General features: G+C 50.2%; 13 protein-coding genes and 1 riboswitch. Of the genes, 2 read left to right on the top strand and 11 right to left on the bottom strand.

The genetic code is table 11. The annotated features are described in order from the left end of the window. Both D328_RS30800 and D328_RS0120375 read right to left on the bottom strand, forming a co-directional pair. Positions 1 to 153, bottom strand: a 153-nt coding sequence (locus D328_RS30800; protein ID WP_205622138.1) for a transposase, incomplete at its 3' end; no start/stop codon positions are given. 328 nt (positions 154 to 481) lie between these two features. Further along, positions 482 to 1,120 (bottom strand): cell wall hydrolase, encoded by a 639-nt coding sequence (locus D328_RS0120375; protein WP_025677397.1) that lies wholly within the window; start codon positions 1,118 to 1,120, stop codon positions 482 to 484. 381 nt (positions 1,121 to 1,501) lie between these two features. On the opposite strand from D328_RS0120375, the gene D328_RS0120370 reads away from it, so the two are divergent. Together D328_RS0120370 and D328_RS0120365 are read left to right on the top strand one after the other, a co-directional pair. Beyond that, positions 1,502 to 1,882, top strand: a complete 381-nt coding sequence (locus tag D328_RS0120370; protein ID WP_018886889.1) for a MarR family winged helix-turn-helix transcriptional regulator — start codon at positions 1,502 to 1,504, stop codon at positions 1,880 to 1,882. Positions 1,883 to 2,132: 250 nt separating this feature from the next. Then, complete coding sequence (locus D328_RS0120365; RefSeq protein WP_018886888.1) at positions 2,133 to 2,720, top strand: NAD(P)H-dependent oxidoreductase; 588 nt, start codon at positions 2,133 to 2,135, stop codon at positions 2,718 to 2,720. 498 nt (positions 2,721 to 3,218) lie between these two features. On the opposite strand, the gene D328_RS31915 is transcribed toward D328_RS0120365, so the two are convergent. The 9 genes from D328_RS31915 to D328_RS0120320 all read right to left on the bottom strand — a co-directional run bounded on the left by D328_RS31915 (position 3,219) and on the right by D328_RS0120320 (position 13,383). Beyond that, the gene (locus D328_RS31915; protein ID WP_018886887.1) at positions 3,219 to 3,473 is read right to left on the bottom strand and encodes a DinB family protein; all 255 of its coding nucleotides are present in this window, start codon (positions 3,471 to 3,473) and stop codon (positions 3,219 to 3,221) included. 156 nt (positions 3,474 to 3,629) lie between these two features. Then, complete coding sequence (locus tag D328_RS0120355) at positions 3,630 to 4,007, bottom strand: (2Fe-2S) ferredoxin domain-containing protein (RefSeq protein WP_018886886.1); 378 nt, start codon at positions 4,005 to 4,007, stop codon at positions 3,630 to 3,632. Between the two features lie 224 nt (positions 4,008 to 4,231). Beyond that, positions 4,232 to 4,427: riboswitch (cobalamin riboswitch) on the bottom strand. A gap of 220 nt (positions 4,428 to 4,647) precedes the next feature. After that, entirely contained in the window at positions 4,648 to 6,627 is a 1,980-nt protein-coding gene (locus D328_RS0120350; RefSeq protein ID WP_018886885.1) for an ABC transporter ATP-binding protein, read from the bottom strand. Continuing rightward, complete coding sequence (locus D328_RS0120345) at positions 6,599 to 8,356, bottom strand: ABC transporter ATP-binding protein (RefSeq protein WP_018886884.1); 1,758 nt, start codon at positions 8,354 to 8,356, stop codon at positions 6,599 to 6,601. The genes D328_RS0120350 and D328_RS0120345 overlap by 29 nt, the downstream gene beginning before the upstream one ends. Position 8,357: 1 nt before the next feature. Next, positions 8,358 to 8,909 (bottom strand): PadR family transcriptional regulator, encoded by a 552-nt coding sequence (locus tag D328_RS30385; protein WP_018886883.1) that lies wholly within the window; start codon positions 8,907 to 8,909, stop codon positions 8,358 to 8,360. Positions 8,910 to 9,461: 552 nt separating this feature from the next. Further along, a complete protein-coding gene (locus D328_RS0120335) occupies positions 9,462 to 10,187 on the bottom strand; it encodes a LutC/YkgG family protein (RefSeq protein WP_018886882.1) in 726 nt (241 codons plus the stop codon). Next, entirely contained in the window at positions 10,180 to 11,697 is a 1,518-nt protein-coding gene (locus tag D328_RS0120330) for a LutB/LldF family L-lactate oxidation iron-sulfur protein (protein WP_033413344.1), read from the bottom strand. Before D328_RS0120330 ends, D328_RS0120335 begins: the two co-directional genes overlap by 8 nt. Before the next feature lie 11 nt (positions 11,698 to 11,708). Then, positions 11,709 to 12,434 (bottom strand): (Fe-S)-binding protein, encoded by a 726-nt coding sequence (locus tag D328_RS0120325; protein WP_025677380.1) that lies wholly within the window; start codon positions 12,432 to 12,434, stop codon positions 11,709 to 11,711. A 190-nt stretch (positions 12,435 to 12,624) separates the two neighbouring features. Beyond that, complete coding sequence (locus D328_RS0120320; protein ID WP_018886879.1) at positions 12,625 to 13,383, bottom strand: DeoR/GlpR family DNA-binding transcription regulator; 759 nt, start codon at positions 13,381 to 13,383, stop codon at positions 12,625 to 12,627.

The following is a 13,383-nucleotide window of genomic DNA, read 5'->3' as shown; positions in this document are numbered from 1 at the left end:
TACTCCTTTGTACTTACATAAACGTTTGAAGATTTCAATTAAATCTCTTCTCACTTGATTATAGATTTCTTTCCGTCTATACTTCGGGGTGAACACAATATGGTATTTGCACATCCATTTTGTGTGAGCTAGGCTGTAGCTCTTGGTTGCCATTGATGACCATTCCTCTCTTTTGAGCCTGAACATCTCAATTTTATTGGAATGGTCATGGTGGTCAAACCCTCAATCCCTCCACCCGCATAGCGGGTGGTTTTTTGTTTCGCGCGCTTCACGCACTCAACTGGCTAAAGCCATAATAATAAGAGACCGCCTCGCAGGCGATCCCTTGCTCTAATGCTTATGCTATGTCGAACTAACCTCGCTTTGGGAGAGCATTGAATCCATTACTATATTCGTTAACTACATTTAGTTAAATTAGCTTCATCGGCCACTTGGCAACATTATCACTCATTGATAATAGCAGACACTGCACCTAGCCCCTTCAGTTCGTAAATGTATGTCTCCCCAGTGACATGACGGCTGGACGATTGATGCTCCACTCGGAAGTGGCAATCGCCGGATTGTAATAGAATAATGATCCATTCGTCGGGTCTACTCCGTTCAGAGCTTGCCTCGCTGCACGATAGGCGCTTTTGTTGGGAGCCAGACGATATTGCCCATCCTGTACTGCCGTGAACTGTCGTGGCTGCAATATGACATCTGGAATCGAGCTTGGAAATAGATCCGATTGAACACGATTCAGAACAACCGCTCCCACTGCTACCTGCCCTTCGAACGACTCCCCTCTCGCTTCACCGTGAATGATGCGGGCCAATTGCTCCAATACCGTCTGCTTCACCTCCCCATAGGAGTCCATTTTGGCTTGTGTTGCAGATCCCACGACACCATCTGCTGTCAGACGGTGATCCCGTTGAAATTGCTTGACGGCCGCCTCGGTCCTGACACCAAAGTAGCCTGTAAAACCTGCATGAAAATATCCGAGCGCATGCAACTGCTCCTGCAGCTTCAATACATGCTCGCTCTGCATTCCTTTACTTAGTGCTTGAGCTTGCGCCGTATTGGGCATCACTAGCAGGCTGCACAGGCACAGAAGCGTCATCATAGCGATCCATTTTCTCATGAGCTTATCTCCTCTTCTTCCTTCTGATTCATTCATGATCAGACTCATGCGCACATTCCTTCCATTCACATGAACCATCTGCCACATCCGTTGCAGTGTAACATATCCTTTTCCGCTGGATAACCTTCCATGGTCCTAACCTGCCTGCTCCAATTTTCAGGAACAAGTTCCCAGCTTAACCTGCTTCAAAAATGGGTAAACAGTTTGTCCTTGCCTCTATAAATTCAGCAAACAACGATATATATTTATGGGACTACGGTTACATTTTTGTTACTTTATTCACGGGTCATAAAACACTTGCATTTATATAGATGTCTATGTATTATACAAAATATGATACATTTTAATGCCGCATCCCTTATTGGGAAAACAAGAGATGCCATGAACAAGCTGATTGTAGCCGAGCTTGAGAAGCATCAGATTTTTGATATCGTCCCCTCTCATGGAGATATCCTGCTTCATCTCTATCAAGAGGATGGATTGTCCATCAAGACACTGGCTGACAGAATTCACCGTACCCAACCAACCGTGACGGTCCTGGTAGATAAGCTACAAAAGTTCGGCTACGTTCAGCGAATCAAGAGCCATCAGGATAGTCGTGTAACGTTAATTCATCTGACGGATAAGGGAAGAGGACTAGAGCCTGTATTTCGAGACATTTCAGACACCTTGAATCAAGCCATTTATGGCAGTCTAAGCCCGGCCGAGCAGGAGCAACTGGAAGTATGGCTAGGCGATATTTTGCAGCGTTTATCGACATAAGATGTTCGCTGTCTTTTTTTAGCGAAATACATTGATGTCTATGCAATTAATGATTATCATGCTGCAGGATGCACGCGCCACAGGCCATTCGTCGAAATGAGGTTGAACGATCATTGCGCAACAGAGGTTGCAAACAAGCACTTCAGGAGCGAAGGCATTGGCCCATTTCAAGGCAAAGCCGCCATGTTGGATAGCTAGCAAAATGCTCATATAATATAGTACCTATATTCAATTTAATGGAGGAATCTAGATGAAACATGTAATCGTATTTGCACACCCGCATACAGACAGCTTTAACCGCGCCATTCTGAACACTACAGTTCAGGCCCTGGAGAGTAACGGCCATGAGGTCATCGTTCGTAACCTGTATGAACTGAATTTTGAGCCTGTACTGACTTCTGCAGACACAGCTGCGATGAGAGCAGGACAGACACCTGAGGATATTAAGACCGAGCAAGACTACATCACGGCAGCAGACGTCGTGACCTTCATTTATCCGATCTGGTGGACAGGGCTGCCAGCCATTCTGAAGGGATATGTAGATCGGGTATTTGCCTACGGCTACGCATATGCTTATGAAAAGGCAGGCATTGCCAAGCTGCTCAAGGGTAAACAAGGCCTTATCATTAATACGCACGGAACACCGAAGGAGGTATACGACTCCATTGGCATGACGGATGGTCTGAAGATTACGTCCACGACTGGTATTTTTGATTTTGTCGGTATTGAATCCGTGGACCACCTTCTCTTTGGTGGAATTGGTAGCCTGAGCGAGGAAGTCTATGCTGATATTTTGAGCCAGATCAAAAACCGTATCAGCACACTGTTCCCTCAATAAGTCGAGCAGCTCATGTAGAAGCAATCTCCTCAGACTGCACTATTCAGCATCAGCAGCTTGATCAGTTGCACTAACAGCTACAATTCATGAACAAGAAAACAATGTAAAGAAAAAAAGGGGCTCAGAGGTCATTCACTGTATCACATGTGATATGACTCTGGCCCTTTATCTTCTTACAGAAACATTGTATCTATAGACTTTTTTCAAAAAACATCTCTTGCTGGATCCATGCTAATGCTCGAATGAAGATAGATACCGTTCCGTGAGTATCCGTCTATGATGAATTTCATGACCTGCAATAGCATAGGCCGCCTGATGCACCGATAAGGGGTCCTCATTAAGCAGACCTTGGTACTGCCAGACTTCTGCCGGGAGGGACTTAAGAAGGAATACCGTAGATGCTCTAACACATTTCAACTCGGCTAGCACATCTGCGAACGGAATCCGATCGAACTGCGCCTCTCTCGCGAATTGATTCTGTTCATAGCTTGGATAACGCTAATTATCTCCTCGCGCAATCCGCAGCAGTCTGTACGCCCAGATCCGTTCGTTATCCGTAATATGCCCTACGACATCCTTGATGCTCCATTTATCAGTGGCATACCTGAAGCGCGCTTGTGCCTCGCTTAGAGGATGAAGCAGTGAATATGTCTTCTCGATCTGCTCTTCCAGAATAGTAACGATATTTCCATCTGGCACCTGCTGGGTATATTTCGTAAAAAAAGGTTGGGCTTCTTCCGATTTGGCTTCCATCACTGTAGCTCCTCCTCATTGTACCCGTTTGCCTGAATTATACAACATGCGGGGTACAGGCGGAATAACTGCTACAGATTTCTCATGTCCATGAAATTTCCGTTACAGCTCTGACGTATACGGCTTCCATAGCTACTCACTCGAAGGCCTTCCTCCCTACTTGGCAACAGCCTCAGCACTGAAGCGCTCGAATCTGTACTTGAGCAGTCGCTCAGGCAGAGCCTGCAAGCGTTCCTCGTCTCTAGAGGCAATCGCCCAGTCGATTAGAGCATCATAGTCCGCCTCTTCCTCAATTCGCCCGAGCCAGATCGGGCCCTCCGGTGTCTGGATGGATACGACATTCGCAATGTCACACGGGCCAAGACAGCCGGTAATCGTGAGCTGTACGGATTTCAGCAGCTTCTCTTCCTTCCATCTACTCTTCAGCCGATCCATGGGAATACCTGGCTTGCCCTTCTCCGTTCGTCCGCAGCAGCAGCCGTTGCAGACCATCACTTGTCCTAATACTCTTCGTTTCGTTGTCACCTGTTCCATTTGCCCATTCACTCCTGTCCAATTGATTCCCCTCAACACACAACAACACCCCTGCATCCTTATCGGATCAGGGGTGTGTACATACGGAAATAAGCCTGCCCATACTGAGATACCACAACAGGGGGCTCAGCATTAGGCAATCCTTCCTCCGGCATCTGGCATAGCGGGGCTTTCCCACACTAGCTACGAGATGCTATGTACACCGTTCCTTTCCTCGAAGGGGGTGCTGCTATCGACTTCAGGTAGGTCTTCTGGCTCCCGGATCTATACACAGTCTCCTGTCTTCCCCGGCCAATTGGCAGAGTGACTTGTCTTGGAGTTGTGCTCCCCGGTTACAGCGGCGGGACCGCTAGGGATTCTCACCCTATTCCCTGTTACCCTTTGTGAGATCACAAAGGCACCTGAATTCTAAAAATGTTCTAGCTATACAAGCTATGCCAACATTTCACAAATCTTACGTGAGCTGAATCTGTACAGACTGACCATAAGCTTATTCTGCAATCAAAATGGCACAGTCGCTGTATAGCTAACAGCTAATGGTATTGACACTTCTTCTCATTATATAGAATGATTCCAGCCTTGACGAGCCCCATTTAGACTAAGAGTTCAAAGCTACCGCTTCTGATATGAATCATACGCATTAGCTGACATTTGTAAATTGGCTTGTGTACAACGATGCATAGAACCCCTTACGCTCAAGCAGCTCTTGATGCGTACCCTGCTCAGCAATTCGGCCATCCTTCATAACAAGAATCAGATCCGCATCCTGAATGGTACTCAAACGGTGGGCAATGACGAAGCTCGTTCGGCCTTCCATTAATGTCTTCATAGCATCCTGAATATACATTTCGGTACGCGTATCCACGCTACTTGTCGCTTCATCCAGAATCAGAATGGCAGGATCGGCCAGAATCGCTCTGGCAATCGTTAATAATTGACGTTGCCCTTGGCTCAGATTGCCTCCAGCTATTCCCAGATCGGTATCATAGCCATCAGGCAGACGTGAGATAAAAGCATCAGCATTCGCCAGACGTGCCGCCTGTACCACCTCATCATCGCTCGCATTCAGTCGTCCAAAGCGAATGTTTTCCCGGATGGAGCCCGAGAAGACATGCGCGTCCTGCAGCACCATGCCCAGTTGTCTGCGGAGGCTATTTTTGTCCATTTCCTCAATCGGTATATCATCAATACGAATACTTCCGCTGTCGATATCGTAGAAGCGTGTCAGCAGGTTGACGATCGTAGTCTTCCCAGCGCCCGTAGGTCCCACAAGAGCAATCTTTTGCCCTGCCTTCGCCTCAAAGGATACATCCGTCAGTATAGGATTGTCTGCACTATAGCTGAAGCACACCTTGCTGAAGACGACATCACCCTTTAGCTTACTAGTGCTGGTCAACTGGACCTGTTCTCTAGTGTGCGCTAGAGCATGGGATGGCCTACTCGCATGCTGGATCACACGGTTCTGATCAGAATGCCTGTCATGATGCTCTTCCCGTTCGGTCTGTCGCTCATCATATTCGGTCTTCATATCCATAATCTCGAACACTCTTTCCGCGCCGGCCACTGCGGATTGGATCAGATTATACTGATTGGCAAGCTCGGTTACGGGGCGACCGAATTGTTTGGAATAGTTCAGGAAGCTCACAATGACACCGACCGTAGTCCAGTCATGAAAGGCCATCCAGCCTCCAATAGCTGCGATCAGCGCAAAGGTAAAGTTATTCACGAGGTTCATCACGGGCCCGACCATACCGGAATAGATCTGGGCTCGTTTACCTACTCTGTTGACCTGCTGACTAATGGTGCGAAAGCGAGTGATCTCGTCCTGCTCGCGCCCGTATTGCTTAACGACCTTCTGACCACCGACAATCTCCTCGATGTATCCGTTCAGATCTCCAAGGTGGCGCTGCTGCTCTTTGAAATACTTTCGGGTTGCACGTGTAATCTGACGGGTAACCAGCAGCACCAGTGGGATGCTTAGCAGCGCCACGGCTGTAAGCGGAACATTCAAGAGCAGCATAATAACCAATGAGCCGATCAGCGTAATCACACTATTCAATAGCTGTGTAACGCTCTGATTCAGGGAGTTGGATATATTCTCAATATCATTAGTCGCCCTGCTCATCAGCTCACCATTACTGCGAGTGTCGAAGAACCGCACAGGCAACAGATGATATTTGGCGAAAAGGTCACGACGCAGCTCCTTGACCGTTCCCTGGGAGACGCTGGACATGACATAGGCCTGAATCCAGGTTAGGGCGCTACTCAGCAGGTACACCCCTAGGATCAGCAAACATATACGCACCAAGCCGTAATAATCACGTGGGATAATATAATCATCAATGGCTCGCCCGATGAAATATGGGCCTGCAAGCGTGGCCAAGGCTCCCAGCAGCGTAGCCGCATACACCATAAATAGTCCCGCCCGCTGGCGTCCCAGATAAGTCCAGATCCGCTTTAGCGTAGCGATTGAATTCTCCGCACGAACTACGGGGACCGGACCTTGCCCGGGGCCAGGACCACCACCAGGTCCTCTACCGGGAACGAACATTCTCTGGGCTGGTGGCAAGCCTGCCTGAGCTCTATTATCGCTAGCTTTGTGCTCCGTCGGCTGTGACATAGCCATGCCCCTCCTCCCTATGCTGTGATCGGTAGATGTCCTGATAGATCGAGCTTGTTTGCAGCAGTTCTTCATGTGTCCCCTGCGCAGCAATCCGCCCATCCTCCAGCACGAGTATCAGGTCAGCTCCAGCCGCTGTAGACAGACGCTGTGCAATAACAATGCAGGTCGTATCCTTCATCAAGTCCTCAAGAGCTTCCTGGATACGCGCCTCCGTCGCCAGATCCACTGCACTCATGCTGTCATCAAGGATGAGAATGGAGGGGCGCGTCAGGAGCGCACGAGCAATAGAGAGTCGTTGCTTCTGCCCCCCGGACAGGTTGACGCCCCGTTGTCCAAGCTGCGTATCGTAGCCTTCAGGCATATTCGTAATAAAATCATGAGCTTGTGCCGCCTTTGCCGCCGTGATTACTTCCTCATCCGTTGCTTCCGGACGACCATAGCGAAGATTGTCACGGATCGTGCCGCTGAACAGAAGTACCTGCTGCATGACCATCCCGATACTCCCGCGTAGATGATCCAGCTGCATACTTGGTAACGGTGTTCCATCGATCCGAATTTCACCTGCACTCACATCATAGAAGCGTGGAATAAGCCCGACCAGTGACGATTTCCCGGAGCCTGTTGCACCGACAATAGCTACAGTCTGGCCAGGGTCTACCGTGAAGCTTACGTCCTTAAGCACCTGTTCACTTCCTGCCTCATCGTAGGCAAAGGACACATGCTCAAATTCAAGTCGCCCTCTGTGGATCACAGCTGTTGCTGCATCCGGCTCCTCTGTAATCTCAGAGCTGGTCGCCAGTACTTCATTGACACGATCCGAAGATACCTTGGCTCTGGAGATGAAGGCCAGCATACCGCCCAACATGAGCATCGACATCATCAGTTGTGTCATATAGTTAATGAAGGCGATCAAATTGCCGACAGCCAGCGTGCCGCCCCAGTGCTGCAGTCCGCCGAACCACAGGACCGCCACAATACTGGCATTTAGAACCAGAGTAAGGACAGGCAGATTCAGCGCAATGAGCCGTACCGCCTTGATTGCAGTCCCCGTGTATTCATTATTCACTTGATCGAAGCGGTCTTGCTCGTAATCTGCCCGAACGAAGGCCTTGATGACCCGAACACCGAGCAGACTCTCCTGTAGCACCGTATTGACCCCATCCAGCTTAGATTGCATGGCCGAGAATAAGGGAAACGAACGCTTGATGAGAAAAAACAGGATCAAAATCAGCACAGGCACCGATACCAGCAGTACCGAAGTCAGGCTCGGACTAATTGCGATCGCCATGATCAGACTTCCGATCAGCAGCATGGGAGTACGCACAAACATACGCAGGATCATCTGGGAAAAGTTCTGTAGCTGCACCACATCATTGGTTAACCGGGTAATCAGTGAGCCAGTCTTCAGACGATCGAGATTACGGAAAGACAACGACTGAATTTGTTCGAACAATCGAATGCGCAGGTCATTACCAAAATTCTGTGAGGCCATGGCAGCAAAAATATTACAACCCACACCCCCCAGCAGACCAACGAAGGCAACGCCTATCATCAGCAGTCCGTTCCGCTGGATGTGTGCGATATCTCCCTTCATAATCCCGTCGTCCACTATGCTCGCCATCAACAGAGGCTGCAATAGGTCCATCGACACCTCCAGCACCATTAACAAGGGCGCCAGAATGCAAAAAAGCCAATAAGGCTTCATGAACGATCTCAATTTCCACATACTAGCGCTCCTCTTTCTCTGTATTGGAGTCTTTATCGCTACGGGCAGGCTGCTGCTCCAGCCATTCCATCAGTTCTTGTCTCAGCTTGCCGAAGAGTCGGTTCAGCTCGGCCAGTCGCTCAGGCTCATCCCAATAGTCGAGCTCTGCATCAGCGATGCAGCGTACCAGCTTGCCGCTCTCTGTGTCTGGGTCCTTCCAATCCGAATCCTTACGATCCGTATTGCCTAGGAACTCCGGACGCTTGGGTACATGACTCTCCGCGGGATGACACTGCTCATGCTCCAGAAGGAAGGCCGCTCCCGCTGCAGTGATAGAATAGACCTTCTTGTCATTTTGCTCCTCCATACTGATTAGCTCGCGTTCCTGCAGCATTTGCAGCACTGGATAGATCGAGCCTGGACTTGGAATATAGCGTCCACCCGATCTGATCTCCAGTGATTTCATCATCTGATAGCCATGCATTGGCTCAGTGCGTAGCAGGTCCAGTAGGGCGTATTTAATTCTACCCTTCCCGAAGAAGCGACGATTGGAATGCATATGTCCATGACGCAAGTAACTCACCTCATTTCAAATAATAGCTTAGGAGTAACCACTTAATACCTTGACTAAATCAAATTGGAGCGGGAGTCGCTGTAAGCGGGGAGCTCTGTCGACCGTTGTTAAGCTTGCTGTTCTTTGCTCGCAGAGAACACCGCGGTTGAACAGTAAGCTTAAAGGCGGACTCGTCGTTTCTCTAAGGCTTTCCCACTTTCCGCTAACGACGACGCTCATCAGAACTTTCAATCTGTATCTGATTACGATATATCGTAAAGCTAATATAAGATTACTGTATACGATATATCGTTATGATGTCAATATGTTCATATCAGAACTCATATCGCTGATGTCTGGGCATAGAGAGACGAGGATGACAACAGCCTACATCTACATCTACATCTACATCCATATCTACATCCACATTAACATGGACTTGAAGACTCGACACCAACATCAAAAAAGCCGACTCAGTAATCACCACAGTGATCCCAAATCGGCTTGGTCGTTATCATATTCAGTCAAGATTCTAGGAGATCTCGTATCCTACGTTGAGTTGTATATTTCATCTTAACCAACCAGAAGCGCATGCACAATCCCTGGTCCGTGTACCCCGATGGTCAGATCATTCTCAATATCAGAAGATCGGCTAGGCCCGGATATAAAATGTATACCGGCTGGCAGCTGCTCACGCCCGGCCTCATCAAATGTCGTAAGGACCTCTCCCAGCCGGGTCACCAATCGTTCCACAGGAATGATGACAATTAACGCTGTCGGTAACAGGCTCACCGATCTTCCCTTATCCGCCGAGGATAATACCGTTACGGAGCCGGTGTAGGCGACGGCGTGATCTGCTACGACGATGCCAAAGTCAGCCTCAGCGGCTCGACTCATCCAGGCTGTGTCTTTCTCCGTATTCCATACGGAGATTTGGGAATGGGGCAAGCGCTCCTCCAGCTTCAAGGCAGCCAAGGTGTCTTGATGCTGTCTTACGATATAGTGTGCGTTCATCTGCTCCGCCAGCGTCTGGATGTATCCCCCCACCTCTGACCAATCCGTGAGCCGCTCAACCTGACCACCTACACTCAGAAAGTTGGATGTGAATTCAGCAATGCGTTCCTCCTCGCTCCACTCGAATTCCTGCCAGAAGGCAGGTGAGCCTCGAAATGGATGACGAGGAGGCTCCGTCACGCGCGGTCGACCGAGTCGGTCGGCAATGTGCTGCATGAACTGCTTCTGTCTGCTTCTGGATTGCTCCTCCATCTTCTGCAGCCATTCCTGATGCTCGCTATTCACGCTTGCCGCCTCCCTTCTCTGCTTGTGCTTGCTGAATACGCTCCTGCTTGATCTGCTCCATGCGCCTTAACGTCTCTTGCTGCATTGGCCGGGTGTGTTCACGCAACTCCTGCTCCAGTGTCTGCCAGCCTTGGCGGAACGAGCGATCCGCAAGTGACGGGGCGACACGATAGCTGTTCCAGCCCTGAAGCGGGCCCAGTCGCAGCGAGATACCACCCTGCCGGACCAGCGGCTTCTGGCCGAGCTGACCCAGTCGAACAGCAGCAGTGAAGCGCCGTGAACTTGTCATGACAGCGGCAAAGCCCTTCATGCCGATAGACTCCAGCTTGTTGCCGTGTCCCTGCTCCACCTTGCGCCGACGCAGGTATACCAACATGTCATGAAGCGGAATCTTGACCGGACAAGCTTCATAACAAGCTCCGCATAGACTAGAGGCGCTCGCGATATCATTCCATTCATTCACGTTGCCATTAAGTGCAGGTGTCAGCACTGCACCTATTGGGCCGCTATATGTCCCACCGTAGGCATGCCCACCGATATGGCGGTACACAGGGCAGGCATTCAAGCAGGCACCACAGCGGATGCAATTCAGTAGCTCCTGAAATTCCGGGTTCCCCAGCTGCAGAGAGCGACCATTATCGACGATGATAATATGCATCTCTTCTGGCCCATCTGCATCGGCAGTCCTGCGAGGCCCTGTAATGCCTGACATATACATGGTCAGCTTTTGACCCGTAGCCGAACGAGGCAGCAGCGTCGCCATAACCTCCAAATCAGCCCAGGACGGTATGATCCGCTCCATTCCCATTAATGTAATCTGCGTCTTCGGTAGTGTCGAGACCATACGCGCGTTGCCTTCATTCTCGAACAGCACCATAGAGCCCGTCTCTGCAATCGCGAAATTACAGCCCGTCATGCCAATATCGGCCTCCAGAAATTTCTCCCGCAGCTTTTTGCGTACAAAGCCAGCCAGGATCGTCGTATCCGCCTCCAGCGTCTCCCCGGCCTCCTTCGAGAGTAGCTCGGCGATCTGATAGCGATTCTTGTGAATAGCCGGAATTACGATGTGGGAGGGAGGTTCATTAGCAAGCTGAATGATGTATTCACCAAGATCCGTCTCTATCGCTTCAATATCTACAGATTCGAGTGCATGGTTCAGGTGGAGCTCCTCCGATACCATCGACTTCGACTTCACGACCGTTCGTGCTTGGCGGCGCTTAGCTATATCAAGGGAGATCTGTACAGCCTCAGCTGCATGCTCAGCGAAATGGATATGAACCCCATTCGCTCGTGCCTGCTCTGTGAACAGATTCAGGTAATAGTCCAGGTGAGCGATTGTATGCAATCGGATTTGTCTGCCGCGTTCGCGCCATTCCTCCCAATGACCATGCTGCTCAGAGGCCATTTTCTTGCCATTGCGCAATCGTTCGGTCGTGAAACGTACAGCCTTGCGCAGAAAATCATTATTTAGCGCTAACTCTGCGCGGTCCTTCACATCCTCGGTCATCATTTTGCCTGTACTCACGACTGCACCCCCTCATACAGCAGCTCTGCAAGATGCATGACACGCACCGGCTCATTGCGATAGCGCAGATGACCCGCAATATTCATCAGGCAGGCCATATCAAGGCCTACCAGTACCTCCGCTTGGGATTCCAGGATATGATCACCCTTCTCCGTGACCATAGCTCCCGATATATCCGGCATCTTCACCGCGAAAGTACCACCGAAGCCACAGCAATCCTCCGCAAATGGCAGAGGTACCAGTTCCAGATCCTTGACGGAGCGAAGCAGCTCCAAGGGCTCGTCCTTTACTCCCAGCAGACGGCTGCCATGACAAGAGGGGTGATAGGTCACCTTATGTGGAAATACAGCCCCCAGATCCTTTACATCCAGCACTTTAATAAGAAACTGTGTGAATTCATAGGTCTTCCGTTCCAAGTCCCGCGCCTTCTCCAGCCACTCAGGCTCATCCTTGAACAGCTCTGGATAATGGTGCAGCATATAGGTGCACGAGCCGGAAGGAGATACAACAAAATCACTATCCTCGAAAGCACTTACAATAGTTCTTGCTGCTGTCCTTGCTTCGTCCCAATAGCCGCTATTATAAGCGGGCTGACCACAGCATGTCTGCACTTGCGGGAATTCCAGCTGTACGCCGTAGCGCGCGAGTAGTCTGACCATCGCGTCGCCGACACGGGGATAGACTGCATCGCTCAAACAGGTAATAAACAGGGATACTTTCATCATCTCACCTCTCTCATCTGCTGCCGCCTCGTAGCCCTGATATAGCAGGAAGCCATGCCCATTACCGGACCTGGCCTCCTGTCAGTAGCCTGGACAGCTCTCCGGGTTTAGCGCCGTCACATGCCGAGTCAGACTCCACGATACACGGAGTGACTCTAACAGCATAAGCAAGCGAACCCGGAAAATGCCCCTATACTGTCGTAACGGTTATGGACCGTTCCTTCAGCCCGGCAAGTATATCTTCGTGTATTCCTTGATCTGTAACAATGGTATTCACTCGCGAGAGATCAGTGACATGCGTCAACGCTTGCTGTCCGAATTTGCTGGAATCCGCCAGCAGAATAACCTCGTCGGCAATTTCAACCATCTTTTGCTTGATTCTCGCCTGCAGCTCATTGGATTCACTTACGCCGCGCTGCAAATGAACGCCCTTACAGGATAAAAACACTTTATCCACGTAATACGTATCCAGGGAACGCTCCGCTAGAGGCCCTACGAAGGACAACGAGCGCTGGACCAGCAGTCCGCCTGTCGAGATCACATCAATTTTATCCTTGGTGCTTAGCTCAGTCGCTACACGAATTGAATTCGTAAGCACGGTCAGCGGCACATCCGGCAGCTTGGAAGCCATATACCAGGCTGTAGAGCTTGCATCCAGCAATATACGGTCCTTGGGACGGATCAGCTGGATCGCCGCTTCCGCGATACGACGCTTCTCTTCCGCATGCATGATTTCACGCTCGGAAAATGGAATCTCTGGCTGCTCCTCCTTGATGCTGACGGCTCCTCCATGGGAACGCCGCAGTCTTCCCGCCTCCTCAAGCCGATCCAGATCACGACGGATCGTCTCTTCGGTCACCTTGCACAGCTCGCTTAACTCGGATACACGTATACTTCCTTTTTCATTGACCAGCTGTACGATCAGCTCATATCGCTCTGCAACCAGCAT

The organism is Paenibacillus massiliensis 2301065 = DSM 16942, assembly GCF_000377505.1.
GTDB lineage: Bacteria > Bacillota > Bacilli > Paenibacillales > Paenibacillaceae > Paenibacillus > Paenibacillus massiliensis.
This window is presented reverse-complemented; position numbering and strand designations above follow the sequence as displayed.

What these genes read in the sequence shown, in the direction of transcription:
- D328_RS0120375 (WP_025677397.1), bottom strand. Translation starts at nt 1,120, where the DNA reads ATGAGAAAATGGATCGCTATGATGACGCTTCTGTGCCTGTGCAGCCTG.
- D328_RS0120370 (WP_018886889.1), top strand. Translation starts at nt 1,502, where the DNA reads ATGAACAAGCTGATTGTAGCCGAGCTTGAGAAGCATCAGATTTTTGAT.
- D328_RS0120365 (WP_018886888.1), top strand. Translation starts at nt 2,133, where the DNA reads ATGAAACATGTAATCGTATTTGCACACCCGCATACAGACAGCTTTAAC.
- D328_RS31915 (WP_018886887.1), bottom strand. Translation starts at nt 3,473, where the DNA reads ATGGAAGCCAAATCGGAAGAAGCCCAACCTTTTTTTACGAAATATACC.
- D328_RS0120355 (WP_018886886.1), bottom strand. Translation starts at nt 4,007, where the DNA reads ATGGAACAGGTGACAACGAAACGAAGAGTATTAGGACAAGTGATGGTC.
- D328_RS0120350 (WP_018886885.1), bottom strand. Translation starts at nt 6,627, where the DNA reads ATGTCACAGCCGACGGAGCACAAAGCTAGCGATAATAGAGCTCAGGCA.
- D328_RS0120345 (WP_018886884.1), bottom strand. Translation starts at nt 8,356, where the DNA reads ATGTGGAAATTGAGATCGTTCATGAAGCCTTATTGGCTTTTTTGCATT.
- D328_RS0120330 (WP_033413344.1), bottom strand. Translation starts at nt 11,697, where the DNA reads ATGATGACCGAGGATGTGAAGGACCGCGCAGAGTTAGCGCTAAATAAT.
- D328_RS0120325 (WP_025677380.1), bottom strand. Translation starts at nt 12,434, where the DNA reads ATGAAAGTATCCCTGTTTATTACCTGTTTGAGCGATGCAGTCTATCCC.
- D328_RS0120320 (WP_018886879.1), bottom strand. Translation starts at nt 13,383, where the DNA reads ATGCTGGTTGCAGAGCGATATGAGCTGATCGTACAGCTGGTCAATGAA.